Raw genomic sequence first — 15,956 nt, 5'->3', positions numbered from 1 at the left:
ATGAGAAACTCTGCATGATGGGGATGGATCTGGTCGGGCCTCATCGAAAACGCGATGACGGATTGGCGCGCCACATTATCGAGGCCCTCGTAGCAAAATGTCACGCCTGACTCGCCGACCAAGGCGTCATGTGCGCGACCGCGCCGGCTGCGCGTAGTGCCGCGCACCTCGAACATGTCGCGGAAATCGGCATCGAAGTCGAACCGGACCGGCAGCAACACCTCACGCGCGGAGTAATTCGTGAAAGTGACTCGCTCGTACATGCGGTCGTGCCAGATGAATCTGGTCCGCTCGATGTGCACGACCCCAGGCAGCGTTTCACTGCCGTCGGGCCCGATGGTAGCCAAATTTGTGAGATTGGCGGTGAATAGGATGTTGTCCTGCGACAGCGACGCTCCGAGCAGCGACGGCATGCGGCCGCCTATGAACAGCCGGAAACGCGACAGCACTCGCGTATCATCGCGGAAAAGCCCGTCGCCGCTGCCGCGTATATCGCCATAGCTGTCCGCGACGACGAAGCAGTCCTCATGCTTCAGCGCAAATTGCCTATGCGGCTCGCGCGGGGCCGATTCATCGAGTGCGGGGAGAGCGACCGCTGGATTAAGCTTGCGTTCTTCGACTTCGATGCTCATCTCAACCCTCCTGTTCAGACGGCCGATGCTGGCGCTCATCGCATATGCCTGCGCCCGACCATCTCCTATCGACAGTATCTCGCATCAATGCTGCGATGCCCATGATCTCGGAGAGCGTCATTGAAATCTTGGCGGATGTTCGGCGAAGCTTCCGCTGCTCGACCTGATCGAACGCGGCGGGAACCCGGCAGCCTAGCCGACAACTTGTCTTAAGCAGTGCTGGCTATCTCAGCTGCGTTTGCGGCGAAACCGTTTCGCGGGCCGAGTGGAAATTGCTCGCCGCACGCCAGCAAGCTGTAGATCCCCAAATAGTCGCTGCACATGCGCCCGACCGTGAATCGCGTTTCAAAAGTTTTCCGCACTCGTGCGCGATCGAGACTGCCTATCCGCCGCACAGCTTCGACGGCTTCGTCAATGCTTTCCACTATCAGTCCGGACACGCCATGATCGATGACCTCCGGAACGGCTCCGCGGTTGAAGGCAACCACCGGGGTGCCGCAGGCCATCGCCTCGATGGTCACGAGGCCGAACGGCTCCGGCCAATCGATCGGGAACAGCAGCGCCGTCGCATTGCCCAAAAATTCCGCCTTCGCACGCTCATCAATCTCGCCAATGAACTCGACATTCGAATGTCGAAGCACCTGGGGTTCGACCTTACCGCTCCAGAATGATTGGTCCACTGCGTCGATTTTGGCCGCGATCTTGAGCGGCATCCCGACGCGCGCGGCGATTTCTATCGCGGCTTCCGGGCCTTTTTCGGGTGAGATGCGACCGAGGAACGCGAGGTATCCAGAGGCTTTCGGCCGGAATGGGAGGATGTCGTTCGGCAGGCCGTGATAGACCGTTCCAAGCCAGTTGACCGGCGGCATGGGCCGGCGCTGGTCATCCGAGATCGAGACCAGTGGAATGTCGTTGAACATCGCGTAAAGCTGCGCCAGGTCCGGAAGGTCGAGCCGGCCATGAAGCGTGGTAACGGTTCGCTGCGCGAACTCTCGAATTATCGGGAAATGGAGAACGTCGACGTGGAAATGCAGCACGTCGAATTCATTCGCCCGTCTGCGAACCTCTTCAAGCATCATGACGTGGTAAGGAATGGGATTCTGTGCTTTCTGATTCAGGCGTAGCGCAACGTCGCAACATGCCACCAGTTCGGCCGAAGTACGTGAATCGCCGCTGGCGAACAAGGTCACGTCATGGCCCCTTCGAACCAACTCTTCCGTTAAATAGGAAACGATGCGCTCGGTCCCGCCATAGAACTTGGGTGGCACGGACTCAGTCAGGGGTGCGATCTGGGCAATCTTCATGTGCAGGGCATCCTGGAACGAAAGTCGGCCTTCAAGAACCGGGGACGGCAGCGGTCACTCCTTCTCCCGGTTCGCCGTTCTCGCGAACTTTCGGACTGCTAATTTGTTCCCGGCATCAATCACTTCGCCGTGGCATCGTATGCAAAAGGGAAAGGGCGGAATGTAAACTGCCGGACGGGCAAGCCCGTTGGCGAACATGGCGGCGATCGAGGCGCCGGTCAGGCTGACAAAGAAAGACCGCAGAGCATGTACGCTGCGGCTGATGCAGTGCGGCCGCATTCAGGCTTGGCCTTGCTAATCAATGAGGAACATCCGCCCGCTTGATCCGCGAGCATCCCCGATTCTGATAGCGCCACATTCGCATCCCGAGATATGCACCGGTACCCCATCTGAGCGTGAAGAAACCGCGGCTGTGAGTCCTATGCGATGGCGACCCTCTGTCGCCTTGAGCGACACTGAGGGAGATCAGGCCGCCGCTACATGCGCCGAGTTCGAGCCGATGTAATTCCTGATCGTCTCGATAATCCGGTCCTGGTCGGCTTCGCTCAAATAGGCATGCATCGGCAGGCAGAGGATCTGCTTCGGCAATTGCTCCGAGACCGCAAGGCCGGTCGGTGTCCGCGGATAGTGCTTGTAGGCGACCTGCTCGTGCAGCGGCTTCACATAATAGATCACCGACGGGATGCCCTTTTCGCCGAGATGGGCCTTGAGCCCGTCGCGCTTCGGCGTCTCGATGGCGTACTGCGCCCAGGCGGAGCGGCCGTGGCCGAGATTGCGTGAGGCCTTGACGATGTCGCCAAGGCCCTTGGCATAGCGGTCCGCGACCACCTGCCTGGCCACCATCTCGTCCTCGAGGATGGCGAGCTTTTCGATCAGGATCGCCGCCTGCAGCGTGTCAAGGCGCGAATTGATGCCGACGCGGACATTGTCATATTGCGTCTCGCCCTTGCCGTGGAAGGCGAAGGAACGGAGCTTGTCGGCCAGCGCAGCATCGTTGGTGAACATCGCGCCGCCATCGCCGTAGCAGCCAAGCGGCTTCGCCGGATAAAAGCTGGTCGAGCCGACATGGCCGAAGGCGCCGCACATGGTGCCGTCGGCGGAACCGCCCATCGACTGCGCAGCGTCCTCGATCACCAACAGGTTCTCGCGCTTGGCGATCGCCATGATCGCCTCGTAATTAGCGGAGAGCCCGAACAGATCGACCGGGATGATCGCCTTCGGCTTCAGCCTACCTTCCTTCTTGATCATCTCGATCGCCGCCTCGAGGCTGGCGATGTCGATGTTATAGGTGTCGCGGTCGACGTCGACGAAGACCGGCTCGGCCTTGGCGAGCGCCACCACCTCGGCGGTGGCTGCGAAGGTGAAGCTCGGCACGAACACGGCATCGCCCGGGCCGATGCCGGCGGCAAACAGCGGCAGGAGCAGCGCGTCGGTGCCGTTGGCGCAGGCGATCACATGCTTGACGCCGATATAGGCGGCAAGCTTGTTCTCGAATTCCGTGACCTGCGGCCCGAGGATATAACGGCCGTCCTCGACGACGTGGTCAATCGCGGCCTTCAGCCGGTCGCGGATACGTTCGCGCTGCGCGCCAAGATCGATGAACTGCATGTCGCCCTCGAAACTGCCTGTAAAACCGGCCCGCTGGTAACAGACTTGAACCGGCTGAGAAAGCCGGTGGCGGCCGCGCAAATTGCTTAGGTGTCGCAGCCTGTTGCCGATTTTGCCGGCGCAATGCCTGAAAAAGCCGGAAATCCGAGCTTTGAGAGGCGTTTTCCGGCCCTCTTATCGCGTAGTTCCGCCGGTGGGAAACATAAAGTGATCGGCCGCGAAGGGCGGATTCGCGTCCGCTCCCACGCTGGATCAGGCGATTTCGTGCCGCCAGGGCGGGTTGGCGCCGGCCCGCGAAACCGTCACCGCCGCCGCCTTGGCGCCGAGCTCCAGCGCCTGCCGGATCGCATCTTCCGGCAGGTCGCCGATCGCCGCTTTGGTGAGCAGGCCCTGCTCGTGCAGGGAGGCCAGAATGCCGGCGTTGAAGGTGTCGCCTGCGCCGACCGTGTCGATGACCTTCACTTTCTGCGGCATGACGGTGACCTTGTGCGCCTTGCTGTAGCCGACGGCGCCTTCGCTGCCATGGGTGACGACGATCAGCTTCGGCCCGCGCTCCAGCCAGTTGCGCACCACGTCCTCATGCGAGCCGGCCTCGTCGAACCATTTGAGATCCTCGTCGGACAGTTTAACGATGTCGGCCATCGCCATCATCTCGCGGATACGCCTCAGATGCTTCGCCTTGTCGGGGATGAAATTCGGCCGGATGTTGGGGTCGAGCATCATCACCCGACTCCGGTGCTCGCGCCGCATGAATTCCTCATAGGCGGATCCCGCCGGCTCGGAGATCAGGCTGATGGCGCCGAACAGCATCGCCTCGATCTCGGGCCCGAGCTTCGGCAGGTCCTCGATGGTCAGCATGCGCCCGGCGGTGTTCTCGTCATAAAAGGTGTAGGTCGCCTGGCCGTTGGTGAGCCGCACGAAGGCGAGTGTCGTCGGACGCGGCGAGGTGTGCGCATAGGTGGAGCTCACCTTGCTTGCGCCGAGCGCCTCGCGGAACTGGCCGCCGAACAGGTCGGAGGAGAGGCCGGAGAAGAAGCCGGCCGGAGCGCCGAGCCGGCCGAGCGCGATCGCCGAGTTGAACACCGCGCCGCCGACATAGGGCGCGAAGGCCGCTTCGCCTTGCGTCGTGGTGCGCGGCAGCATGTCGATCAGGGCTTCGCCACAGCAAAGGATCATGTCGTCTTGGTCTCCGGCGGATGGATCACGCCCTTGCGAATGATGATGTTGGCAAAGAGCCTGGGTTCGCTGGTCGCAACGATGGCGTGCGCCGCCTTGACGCGTGCATAGAAGTCGGGCCCGGCCAGAGCAACCACCTTGTGGCCCGGCGCACGCCTGGCGCAAACCGATTCCATCTCATGATGCACGGCGTCGGCCAGCGCCGGGTCGCCCTTCACCGAGGCACGAAACAATGCCTCCGGCACAGCCTCGTCCACCGGCAGCACACTAAGCACGGCGTCGAGGACGGCTATGACGTGGTGGCCGTCGGCGCGAATCAGCCGCCGTGCCTGTTCCTCGGCCGGATAATTGCCATCGACGATCGCGATCTCGTCGCCATGGCCCATTGCCCTGAGCGTCGCCAGGAACTGGGGCCCGAGCAGCGACGGGATGCCGATCAGCATGTCAGGCGCCTCCGGACGTGTGAGGCCCGATCAGGAAGCGCTCGGAGAGCGGCAGGCTGGCGCCGCCCATGGCGCGTGCGTGAATGCCGACCGTTCCCTCGCGCACGACAGGCAGTTTCAGTCCTTCGGCATCGACACGGGCGATCGCTTCCGTAACGGCATCGACCAGCCGGCGCCGCACATCGAGCGGCATCCAGCCGTCGATAACCGCCGCTTCGAAATCGATGACCGACGAGGCAGCGACAATGGCATAGGCCAGCGCCCGCGATGCGCTGGCGATCCACTCGTCGAGATCGGCGCCGATCTCGCCCCATTCCTGCGGCGAGGTCCACAGATAGGAGCCGTCGATGCCCTTGGCCGAGAGCGCCTTTTCGAGCATCGCGATCGAGGCGACGTCGATGAGCTGCGTCGGCTTGCCGTCCGGCCCGGGCACCGGCATCGAGCCCAGCGCGCCGGCGTTGCCGTTCGGCCCGCTGTAGAGGCGGCCATTGAGCACGATGCCGCCGCCGGCGAAGGCGCCGATGTAGAAATAGACGAAATCGCGCGCTGCGCCCGCTCGTCCGAAGACGAGCTCCGCGCCGCAAGCCGAAGTCGCGTCGTTCTGCAGATAAACCGGGAACTCGCACTGCCCCTGGATGTCGGCGCGGATGTCGCGATGGCGCCATTCGTCCATGATCTCGCGCGGCGCGCCGGCCGTGTCTGCCCAGTTCCATAGCTCGAACGGCATGGCGATGCCGAGCCCGGCAATGCGCTTGTCCTGCGCCGGCGTCAGTTCGCCGCGCATCGTCTTGATGCCGGCAGTGACGAATTCGACGGTCTCGCGCGGTGCGGGATAGCGGTAGGAATGCTGCAGCATGGCGCGCACATTGCCGAGGAAGTCGATCAGCACGAGCTCGGCCGAGCGCCTGCCGATCTTGAGGCCGATGAAAAAAGCGCCTTCCGGATTGAGCGCCATCGGAATCGAAGGCTGGCCGATCTTGCCGCGCAGCGGCGCCTGGCGCACAAGCAGCTTGTCTTCCTCGAGCTCGCGCATGATCACCGACACCGTCTGGGCCGACAGCCCGGTCATGCGCGCAATGTCGGATTTGGCCAGGCTGCCATGCTGGCGCACCAGGGACAGCACGAGCCGTTCATTATGGTCGCGCATGCCGCTCTGGTTGGTGCCGCGGTGCAGCCGGCTCTCCAAAGCCTCGGGCGAACCGTGCCTCGCAATGCCGGTCTCCACCCTGTTTCCTCCCGTCTGTTTCCCCTCGATGCTTTTCGTTCAGAATGGGTGAACAGCGCAAGGCTGTCAATAATAAATAAGAGTGATTTAATTATTGACAGCCGTTGCGGACTGGTGTCTTTTGATCTGGCGTCCACGCTGGGAGAAATGGTTGGATGCGTTTGAGGCGCCGGGTTGGCCGGCGTCCGGAATGGTTCCACTGGGAGGAAATCGTGACCAAGAAATCGCTGCTGAAATCCACCGTATTCGCGGCGGCCGGGCTGGGCCTGCTCGCGTTCGCCTCGTCCGCGTCGGCCGCGGGCGTCGGCGCCTGCCTCATCACCAAGACCGACACCAATCCCTTCTTCGTCAAGATGAAGGAGGGTGCGACCGCCAAGGCCAAGGAACTCGGCGTTGACCTCAAGACCTATGCCGGCAAGATCGACGGCGACAGCGAGAGCCAGGTCGCGGCGATCGAAAGCTGCATCGCCGACGGCGCCAAGGGTATCCTGATCACGGCTTCCGATACCAAGGGCATCGTGCCGACGGTGAAAAAGGCGCGTGACGCCGGCCTGCTGGTGATCGCTCTCGACACGCCGCTCGATCCGATCGACGCCGCCGACGCCACTTTCGCAACGGACAATCTCGAAGCCGGCAAGCTGATCGGCGCCTGGGCCGCCGCTACGCTTGGCGACAAGGCCAAGGACGCCAAGATCGGCTTCCTCGACCTGACCCCCTCGCAGCCGACCGTCGACGTCCTGCGCGACCAGGGCTTCATGATGGGCTACGGCATCGACGTGAAGGACCCCAACAAGATCGGAGACGAAACCGATCCGCGCATCGTCGGCCATGACGTGACGAACGGCAACGAAGAGGGCGGCCGCAAGGCGATGGAGAACCTTCTGCAGAAGGACAACACCATCAACGTCATCCACACCATCAACGAGCCGGCCGCTGTCGGCGCCTATCAGGCGCTCAAGGCCGTCGGCCTCGAGAAGCAGGTGCTGATCGTCTCGGTCGACGGTGGCTGCCCGGGCGTGAAGTCGGTCACCGAAGGCGTCATCGGCGCCACCTCGCAGCAATATCCGCTGCAGATGGCGGCGCTCGGCATCGAGGCGATCGCCGCCTTCGCCAAGGACGGCACCAAGCCCAAGCCGACCGAAGGCAAGAACTTCTTCGACACCGGCGTCAACCTTGTCACCGACAAGCCGGCCAATGGCGTCAAGTCGATCGACACCAAGGAAGGCCTGGCCAAGTGCTGGGGCTGATGCTCTGAGAGGTCCACGAACCGTGCGGCTGGGGGCTTGATCCCCGGCCGCATCGGGTGGACGATGCGCTTTCGTCAAAGCGCGACAATCCTGGCGACAAGACCGGAATAGGCGTCGACGGCGTGTGCGGCAATGAGAGGCCGTATGCAGACGGGAGGACATATGTCTCAGATACAGGAATTCGAGAAAGTACTTACGGGAAGCGACACCAGCGTCGCCGCCTTCGACGAGCACAAATCGGCCGTCAAGCGCGCCCAGCACTTCCTGCATTCCACGCCGGCGGCGGTGCCGCTGATCGTGCTGGTTCTGTCGGTCATCATCTTCGGCATCGCCATCGGCGGACGTTTCTTTTCGTCCTACACGCTGACGCTGATCCTGCAGCAGATCGCCATCGTCGGCATTCTCGGTGCCGCGCAGACATTGGTTATTCTGACCGCTGGCATCGATCTCTCGATCGGCGTCATCATGGTGATTTCGGCGGTGATCATGGGCAATTGCGCGGTGACCTATGGCATGCCGGCCATACTCGCCGTGGCGATTGGGCTTGCCGCCGGCGGCGCCTGCGGACTGCTCAATGGCCTCCTGGTCGCCTACATGAAGCTGCCGCCCTTCATCGTCACGCTCGGCACCTGGAACATCGTCATGGCCACGAATTTCATCTATTCGGCCAATGAGACGATCCGCGACACCGACGTCGACGTCCAGGCGCCGCTGCTGCATCTGTTCGCGGTGAGCTTCAGGGTCGGCTCTGCCGTGCTGACGCTTGGCGTCATTGCCATGGTCCTGCTGGTGATCCTGCTGTGGTATGTCCTCAACCACACCGCATGGGGCCGCCATGTCTACGCCGTCGGCGACGATCAGGAAGCTGCGAAACTGTCGGGCATTCAGACCAAGAAAGTGCTGATGATGGTCTATGCCCTTGCCGGGCTGATCGCCGCTTTCGCGGCTTGGGTCTCGATCGGCCGCAACGGCTCGGTCTCGCCGTCGGCCGCTGTCACCGACTACAATCTGCAGGCCATCACCGCGACGGTGATCGGCGGCATCTCGCTGTTCGGCGGGCGCGGCTCGATCCTCGGCACGCTGTTCGGCGCCATGATCGTCGGCGTCGTCTCGATGGGCCTCAACATGCTGGGCGCCGATCCGCAATGGAAGGTGCTGCTCACCGGCGTGCTGATCATCGGCGCCGTGGCGATCGATCAATGGATCAGAAAGGTTTCGGCATAGTCATGACCCAGGAGCCCATTCTCACAGCGCGCGGCCTGATCAAGCGCTATGGCCGCGTTACCGCCCTCGACAATGCCGATTTCGACCTCTATCCGGGCGAAATCCTCGCAGTCATCGGCGACAACGGCGCGGGCAAATCATCGCTGATCAAGGCGATCTCCGGCGCGGCGGTGCCCGACGAAGGCGAAATCCGGCTTGAGGGCAAGCCAGTTGCCTTCAAGTCGCCGATGGAGGCCCGGGAAGCCGGCATCGAAACCGTCTACCAGAACCTCGCCCTGTCGCCGGCGCTGTCGATCGCCGACAACATGTTTCTCGGCCGCGAGATCCGCAAGCCAGGTCCGCTTGGCAGTTGGCTGCGCATGCTCGACCGTCCGGCGATGGAGAAGCGTGCTCGCGACAAGCTCACGGAGCTCGGCCTGATGACCATCCAGAACATCAGCCAGGCGGTGGAGACGCTTTCGGGCGGCCAGCGCCAGGGCGTGGCGGTGGCGCGTGCTGCCGCCTTCGGCTCGAAAGTGGTGATCATGGACGAGCCGACGGCCGCCCTTGGCGTGAAGGAAAGCCGCCGCGTGCTTGAGCTGATCCTGGACGTCAAGAAGCGCGGCCTGCCGATCGTTTTGATCTCGCACAACATGCCGCATGTCTTCGAGGTGGCGGACCGCATCCACATCCACCGGCTTGGAAGGCGTCTCTGCGTCGTCGATCCTAAGCAGATTTCCATGTCGGATGCGGTGGCGCTGATGACCGGCGCCAAGAAGCCGCCGGAGGACGCGCTGGCGGCTTGATCCCACGACATGTCCCTGTTGCCGCAGGCGGGCTGATGGGTCGGTTGAGTAAATCGATTGAACCTATGCTGCAACGCACTAAGATGGGCTGGGAGGAACGGTGAAAGCCGCTATGATCAGGCCAGTTGAACGAGAGGCAGCATGACATCCGCCATGACGATCGAAGTCCCTGTTCTCGACAATCCCGACCCCAAGACGCTCGCCGAAGAAGTCTTGATGTCGCTCAAATACCGGGTCGGCAAGGACACAACCGTCGCCACGCCCTATGACTGGCTGACCGCTTCGATCAAGGTGGTGCGCGACCGCATCGTCGACCAATGGATGCAGGCGACCAGGGAGGCTTACGACCAGCAGGAAAAGCGCGTCTATTACCTTTCGCTCGAATTCCTGATCGGGCGCCTGATGCGCGACGCCTTCTCCAATCTCGGCCTGATGGAGAACATGCGCGAGGCGCTGTCCTCGCTCGGCGTCGACCTCGACCTGATCGCGGGGCTCGAGCCGGACGCTGCACTCGGCAATGGCGGCCTCGGCCGTCTCGCCGCCTGCTTCATGGAAAGCATGGCGACCGTCGACATCCCCGCCCATGGCTACGGCATCCGCTACGCCAACGGCATGTTCCGCCAGGAAATCCACGGCGGCTGGCAGGTCGAGCTGCCGGAGACCTGGCTCGATCACGGCAATCCCTGGGAGTTCGAACGGCGCGAGCGTTCCTTCGAGGTCGGCTTCGGCGGCTCGGTGGAATCGATCACCTCGAAGGATGGCCGGCTCGAACGCCACGTCTGGAAGCCGACCGAGCACGTGTTGGCCGTCGCCTATGACACGCCGGTGGCCGGCTGGCGCGCCAGGCGCGTCAACACGCTGAGACTCTGGTCCGGCATGCCGATCGACCCGATCCTGCTCGACAAGTTCAATGCGGGCGACCACATCGGCGCGCTGGCCGAGAGCAACAAGGCCGACGCGCTGTCGCGCGTGCTTTATCCTGCCGATTCCCACATGGCCGGCCAGGAGCTCAGGCTGCGGCAGGAGTATTTCTTCTCCACCGCCTCGCTGCAGGACATCGTGCAGCGGCATTTGAGCCAGTATGGCGACCTGAAATCGCTGCCCGACAAGGCGGCGATCCACTTGAACGACACCCATCCCGCGGTCGCCGTGCCGGAGCTGATGCGGCTCCTGATGGACGTCCACGGCATGGACTTCGACCAGGCCTGGGACATCACCAAACGCACCTTCGGCTACACCAACCACACGCTGTTGCCCGAGGCGCTTGAAAGCTGGCCGGTGCCGCTGTTCGAGCGTCTGCTGCCGCGCCACATGCAGATCGTCTACGCCATTAATGCGCAGGTGCTGCTCGAGGCCCGCGCCACCAACCAGTTCTCGGGTGATCAGATCGCCCGCATCTCGCTGATCCAGGAAAATGGCGACCGCCGCGTGCGCATGGGCAATCTGGCCTTTGTCGGCTCGCATTCGATCAACGGCGTCTCGGCGCTGCACACCGAGCTGATGAAGGAGACGGTGTTCGCCGATCTCCACAAGCTCTATCCCGATCGCATCAACAACAAGACCAACGGCATCACGCCCAGGCGCTGGCTGATCCAGTGCAATCCCGGCCTGACCTCGCTTGCCCGCGAGGCGATCGGCGACCGCTTCATGGACGACATCGAGGCGATTAAGGATCTCGATCCGCTCGCCGATGACGCGGCTTTCCGTGAAAAATTCGCCGGTGTGAAGCGGCAGAACAAGGCGCGGCTCGCCAATCTCGTCGCCGACCGGCTCGGCATCAGGATCGATCCGTCGGCGTTGTTCGACATCCAGGTCAAGCGCATCCACGAATACAAGCGCCAGCTGCTCAACATACTGGAAGCGATCGCGCTGTACGATCAGATCCGCTCGCATCCGGAACGGGACTGGATGCCGCGCGTCAAGATCTTCGGCGGCAAGGCGGCGCCCAGCTATCACAACGCCAAGCTGATCATCAAGCTGGCCAACGACGTCGCAAAGGTCATCAATGGCGATCCGTCGGTGCGCGGCCTGCTGAAGGTGGTGTTCGTGCCGAACTACAATGTCAGCCTGGCCGAGGTGCTGATGCCGGCCGCCGATCTCTCCGAGCAGATTTCGACCGCCGGCATGGAAGCTTCGGGCACCGGCAACATGAAGTTCGCGCTGAACGGCGCCTTGACCATCGGCACGCTCGACGGCGCCAATGTTGAGATCAAGGAACATGTCGGCGACGACAACATCTTCATCTTCGGCCTCACCACCGCCGAAGTCGCCGAGCGGCGCAACAATGGCTACAATCCGCGCGGCGTGATCGAGACCTCGTCCGAGCTGTCGCAGGCGGTATCGGCCATTTCCTCCGGCGTCTTCTCACCCGACGATCCCGACCGCTATCGCGACCTGATGAACGGGCTCTACCAAAGCGACTGGTTCATGGTGGCGGCCGACTTCGATTCCTACGCCGCCTGCCAGCGCGAGGTCGACGCCGTGTGGCGCAACAGCCCCGACTGGTACGCGCGCGCCATCCGCAACGTCGCCCGCGTCGGCTGGTTCTCGTCCGATCGCACAATCCGCCAATATGCGAAAGACATCTGGAACGTGCCCGTCTGATATGATTGCATGAGCCACAAAGAATGTGGCCAGATGCATGTCGCCCAAAAGTGCGTAGCGGTTTTGGGACCACGACATGCACCAAGACAAAGAACGGCGCATGCCGGAGCGAGGCATGCGCCAGAACAAGGTGCCCGGGGAGGGCGACCGTTTGATGAGGAAGCCGCGCGCGACCGCTGCGACAAGCGGGCCGGACGGACTGGCGCCAGCCGGCGATGTCGCGGCGATTGTCGCCGGAACGCACGGCGATCCTTTCGCGGTCCTGGGCGTGCATGAAGCCGGCAAGGGCTTCATTGCCCGCTGCTTCGTGCCCAATGCCGAATTCGTCACCGCCTACACGCTGACCGGCAAGGAGGTCGGCGAGCTTTCCCGCAGCGACGATGCCGGCTTCTTCGAGGGCAAGGTCTCGATCCGCAAGCGCCAGCCGCTGCGCTATCACGCCAGGAATGCCGGCGGCGATTGGTGGCTGACCGATCCCTATTCCTTCGGCCCGGTGCTCGGTCCGATGGACGACTATTACATGGCCGAGGGTTCGCACTTACGGCTGTTCGACAAGCTCGGCGCCCACATCGTCGAACACGAGGGCGCCACCGGCGTGCATTTCGCCGTTTGGGCGCCCAACGCACGGCGCGTCTCCGTGGTCGGCGCCTTCAACGAATGGGACGGCCGCCGCCACACGATGCGCGACCGCAAGGACACCGGCATCTGGGAATTGTTCATTCCCGATCTCGGCGCGGGCCGGCCCTATAAGTTCGAGATCATCGGCCCCGACGGGGTGCGCCTGCCGCTCAAGGCCGATCCGTTCGCCTTCGAATCGGAACTGCGGCCGGCGACCGCCTCGGTGACGGCGCCGCCCATGGCGCATCAATGGGGCGACGAGGCGCATCGCGGCTATTGGCGCAAGGCCGATCCCCGGCGCGAGGCGATCTCGATCTACGAGGTCCATGCCGGCTCCTGGCAGCTCCGCGACGACGGCACATTCCTCTCCTGGGATGAGCTCGCCGCGCGGCTGATCCCCTACGTGGTCGACACCGGCTTCACCCATATCGAGTTCCTGCCGATCTCGGAGCACCCCTACGACCCATCCTGGGGCTACCAGACCACCGGGCTTTATGCGCCGACAGCCCGCTTCGGCGACCCCGACGGCTTCGCCCGTTTCGTCGATGGCGCGCATCGCGCCGGCGTCGGCGTCATCCTCGACTGGGTGCCGGCGCATTTCCCGGTCGACGAGCACGGGCTGGTGAAATTCGACGGTACGGCGCTCTACGAGCATGCCGATCCGCGCCAGGGCTTCCATCCCGATTGGAACACGGCCATCTACAATTTCGGCCGCCGCGAGGTGGTGTCGTTCCTCGTCAACAACGCGCTGTTCTGGGCCGAGAAATACCATGTCGACGGCTTGCGCGTCGACGCGGTCGCCTCGATGCTCTACCTCGATTATTCGCGCAAGGCCGGCGAGTGGATCCCCAACGAGAAGGGCGGGCGCGAGAACCTGCAGGCCGTCAGCTTCCTGCAGAAGATGAACAAGGAGGTCTACGGCCACCACCCCGGCGTGATGACGATCGCCGAGGAATCGACCTCATGGCCGAAAGTGTCGCATCCCGTGCATGAAGGCGGCCTCGGCTTCGGCTTCAAGTGGAACATGGGCTTCATGCACGACACGCTGGAGTATCTCTCCAAGGAGCCGATCTTCCGCAAGCACCATCACAACGACATCACCTTCGGCCTGGTCTACGCCTTCTCGGAAAATTTCGTGCTGCCGCTTTCGCATGACGAGGTCGTGCACGGCAAAGGCACGCTGCTCCACAAGATGGCAGGCGACGACTGGCAGAAGTTCGCCACGCTGCGCGCCTATTACGCCTTCATGTGGGGCTATCCCGGCAAGAAGCTCCTGTTCATGGGCCAGGAATTCGCCCAGCGCCGCGAGTGGAGCGAGGAACGCGCGCTCGACTGGGACCTGCTCGAATTCGCGCCGCATCGCGGCGTCTGGCAGACGGTGCGCGACCTGAACTATCTCTACCGTTCGCGCCCGGCGCTGCATGCGCGCGACTGCGAGCCGGAGGGTTTTTCCTGGTTGATCGTCGACGACCGCGACAATTCGGTCTTCGCTTGGCTGCGCAGCGCGCCGGACGGCAATTCGATCGCCGTCATCTCCAATTTCACGCCGGTGCCGCGCGAGAACTATCGCGTGCCGCTGCCGAAGGCGGGAAAATGGCGCGAAATCATCAATACCGACGCCGAGGTCTATGGCGGCTCCGGCATGGGCAATAGCGGCATGGTCGAGGCAAGCGGGGAAGGAGGCGGCGTATCGGCGACGATGCTTTTGCCGCCGCTGTCGACGATCATGCTGGAATTCGTCACGGATTGAAGCAGATGATGTCTCATCCTGCTCTTGCAACAGTCCGGGCAGCTTGTTTGGGAAGGTAACAGAATGGCAGAGATCAGAAGAACCCAGCCGCTGGCACGCGATGCCATGGCCTATGTGCTGGCCGGCGGCCGTGGCAGCCGCCTCAGGGAGCTGACCGACCGGCGCGCCAAGCCGGCGGTCTATTTCGGCGGCAAGACGCGCATCATCGATTTCGCCCTCTCCAATGCGCTCAACTCCGGCATCCGCCGCCTCGGCGTCGCCACCCAGTACAAGGCGCACTCGCTGATCCGCCACCTGCAGCGCGGCTGGAACTTCCTGCGGCCCGAGCGAAACGAAAGCTTCGACATCCTGCCTGCATCGCAGCGCGTCTCGGAAACGCAGTGGTATGAAGGCACGGCCGACGCCGTCTACCAGAACATCGACATCATCGAGGCCTACGGTCCCGAATACATGGTCATCCTCGCCGGCGACCACATCTACAAGATGGATTACGAACTGATGCTGCGCCAGCATGTCGACGCGGGCGCCGACGTCACCGTCGGCTGCCTGGAAGTGCCGCGCATGGAGGCGACCGGCTTCGGCGTCATGCATGTCGACAAGAAGGACAACATCATCGCTTTCGTCGAAAAGCCGGCCGATCCGCCCGGCATTCCGGACAAGCCGGAATTCGCTTTGGCGTCGATGGGCATCTATGTCTTCAAGACCAAGTTCCTGATGGAGCAGCTGCGCCGCGACGCCGCCGAGCCCGGCTCCAGCCGGGACTTCGGCAAGGACATCATCCCTTACATCGTCCAGCACGGCAAGGCTATCGCCCACCGCTTCGCAAAATCCTGCGTGCGTTCCTCGCACGAGGCCGAACCCTATTGGCGCGACGTCGGAACGGTGGACGCCTATTGGGAAGCCAATATCGACCTCACCGATATCACGCCCGAGCTCGACCTCTACGACCGCGACTGGCCGATCTGGACCTATGCCGAGTTGAAGCCGCCGGCAAAGTTCGTGCATGACGAGGACGGCCGCCGCGGCGAGGCGATCTCCTCGCTTGTCTCCGGCGACTGCATCGTCTCCGGCGCCTCGCTGCGCCGCAGCCTGATCTTCACCGGCGCGCGCATCAATTCCTATTCCAAGCTCGAGGAAGTGGTGATGCTGCCCGACGTCCAGGTCGGCCGCAACGCGAGCCTCAAGCGCGTCGTCATCGATCACGGCGTCCACATCCCGGAAGGACTGGTGGTGGGTGAGGACCCGGCGCTCGACGCCAAGCGTTTTCGCGTATCGGAGAAGGGCATCTGCCTGATCACGCAGGACATGATCAACAAGCTGTCGACCCCGTAGGGTCGATC

General features: G+C 63.1%; 12 protein-coding genes. 6 read left to right on the top strand and 6 right to left on the bottom strand.

The window, feature by feature from the left end; all coding sequences use genetic code 11:
* From LB523_RS20875 to LB523_RS20850, 6 genes are all read right to left on the bottom strand, one after another.
* The coding region (locus LB523_RS20875; protein ID WP_318011987.1) for a glycogen debranching N-terminal domain-containing protein at positions 1–632 on the bottom strand (632 nt) is incomplete at its 3' end.
* A 209-nt stretch (positions 633–841) separates the two neighbouring features.
* Positions 842–1,936 (bottom strand): glycosyltransferase family 4 protein, encoded by a 1,095-nt coding sequence (locus LB523_RS20870; RefSeq protein WP_224545716.1) that lies wholly within the window; start codon positions 1,934–1,936, stop codon positions 842–844.
* A 465-nt stretch (positions 1,937–2,401) separates the two neighbouring features.
* On the bottom strand, positions 2,402–3,544 hold the full coding sequence (locus tag LB523_RS20865; protein WP_224530024.1) for a DegT/DnrJ/EryC1/StrS family aminotransferase: 1,143 nt from the start codon (positions 3,542–3,544) through the stop codon (positions 2,402–2,404).
* 252 nt (positions 3,545–3,796) lie between these two features.
* Positions 3,797–4,720: a carbohydrate kinase family protein gene (locus LB523_RS20860; RefSeq protein WP_095766827.1), complete on the bottom strand. Its 924-nt coding sequence runs from the start codon at positions 4,718–4,720 to the stop codon at positions 3,797–3,799.
* On the bottom strand, positions 4,717–5,163 hold the full coding sequence (locus LB523_RS20855) for an RbsD/FucU family protein (RefSeq protein WP_095766828.1): 447 nt from the start codon (positions 5,161–5,163) through the stop codon (positions 4,717–4,719). The genes LB523_RS20860 and LB523_RS20855 overlap by 4 nt, the downstream gene beginning before the upstream one ends.
* 1 nt (position 5,164) lies before the next feature.
* Complete coding sequence (locus LB523_RS20850) at positions 5,165–6,388, bottom strand: ROK family transcriptional regulator (protein WP_140845712.1); 1,224 nt, start codon at positions 6,386–6,388, stop codon at positions 5,165–5,167.
* A gap of 260 nt (positions 6,389–6,648) precedes the next feature.
* On the opposite strand from LB523_RS20850, the gene LB523_RS20845 reads away from it, so the two are divergent.
* The 6 genes from LB523_RS20845 (at position 6,649) to glgC (ending at position 15,948) form a co-directional block, all read left to right on the top strand.
* Positions 6,649–7,635: a sugar ABC transporter substrate-binding protein gene (locus LB523_RS20845; RefSeq protein ID WP_411909284.1), complete on the top strand. Its 987-nt coding sequence runs from the start codon at positions 6,649–6,651 to the stop codon at positions 7,633–7,635.
* A 162-nt stretch (positions 7,636–7,797) separates the two neighbouring features.
* Entirely contained in the window at positions 7,798–8,859 is a 1,062-nt protein-coding gene (locus LB523_RS20840) for an ABC transporter permease (RefSeq protein WP_095766830.1), read from the top strand.
* A gap of 2 nt (positions 8,860–8,861) precedes the next feature.
* Complete coding sequence (locus LB523_RS20835; protein ID WP_176477005.1) at positions 8,862–9,644, top strand: ATP-binding cassette domain-containing protein; 783 nt, start codon at positions 8,862–8,864, stop codon at positions 9,642–9,644.
* A 141-nt stretch (positions 9,645–9,785) separates the two neighbouring features.
* Positions 9,786–12,248, top strand: coding sequence for a glycogen/starch/alpha-glucan phosphorylase (locus tag LB523_RS20830; protein WP_224606518.1), 2,463 nt, complete (start codon positions 9,786–9,788; stop codon positions 12,246–12,248).
* A 154-nt stretch (positions 12,249–12,402) separates the two neighbouring features.
* Entirely contained in the window at positions 12,403–14,616 is a 2,214-nt protein-coding gene (gene glgB, locus LB523_RS20825; protein ID WP_224606525.1) for a 1,4-alpha-glucan branching protein GlgB, read from the top strand.
* A 63-nt stretch (positions 14,617–14,679) separates the two neighbouring features.
* Positions 14,680–15,948: a glucose-1-phosphate adenylyltransferase gene (glgC, locus tag LB523_RS20820; protein ID WP_140635175.1), complete on the top strand. Its 1,269-nt coding sequence runs from the start codon at positions 14,680–14,682 to the stop codon at positions 15,946–15,948.
* The last annotated feature ends 8 nt before the right edge of the window (positions 15,949–15,956 follow it).

Source organism: Mesorhizobium sp. ESP-6-4, assembly GCF_020164735.1.
Classification (GTDB): Bacteria; Pseudomonadota; Alphaproteobacteria; order Rhizobiales; family Rhizobiaceae; genus Mesorhizobium.
Note: the sequence above shows the minus strand (reverse complement) of the source record. Positions and strands in the feature narration are given on the sequence as shown.

Excerpts from the sequence above, each read along its gene's own strand:
- LB523_RS20835 (WP_176477005.1), top strand. The coding sequence starts at position 8,862 with ATGACCCAGGAGCCCATTCTCACAGCGCGCGGCCTGATCAAGCGCTAT.
- LB523_RS20860 (WP_095766827.1), bottom strand. The coding sequence starts at position 4,720 with ATGATCCTTTGCTGTGGCGAAGCCCTGATCGACATGCTGCCGCGCACC.
- LB523_RS20840 (WP_095766830.1), top strand. The coding sequence starts at position 7,798 with ATGTCTCAGATACAGGAATTCGAGAAAGTACTTACGGGAAGCGACACC.
- LB523_RS20855 (WP_095766828.1), bottom strand. The coding sequence starts at position 5,163 with ATGCTGATCGGCATCCCGTCGCTGCTCGGGCCCCAGTTCCTGGCGACG.
- glgB (WP_224606525.1), top strand. The coding sequence starts at position 12,403 with ATGAGGAAGCCGCGCGCGACCGCTGCGACAAGCGGGCCGGACGGACTG.
- LB523_RS20830 (WP_224606518.1), top strand. The coding sequence starts at position 9,786 with ATGACATCCGCCATGACGATCGAAGTCCCTGTTCTCGACAATCCCGAC.
- glgC (WP_140635175.1), top strand. The coding sequence starts at position 14,680 with ATGGCAGAGATCAGAAGAACCCAGCCGCTGGCACGCGATGCCATGGCC.
- LB523_RS20865 (WP_224530024.1), bottom strand. The coding sequence starts at position 3,544 with ATGCAGTTCATCGATCTTGGCGCGCAGCGCGAACGTATCCGCGACCGG.
- LB523_RS20870 (WP_224545716.1), bottom strand. The coding sequence starts at position 1,936 with ATGAAGATTGCCCAGATCGCACCCCTGACTGAGTCCGTGCCACCCAAG.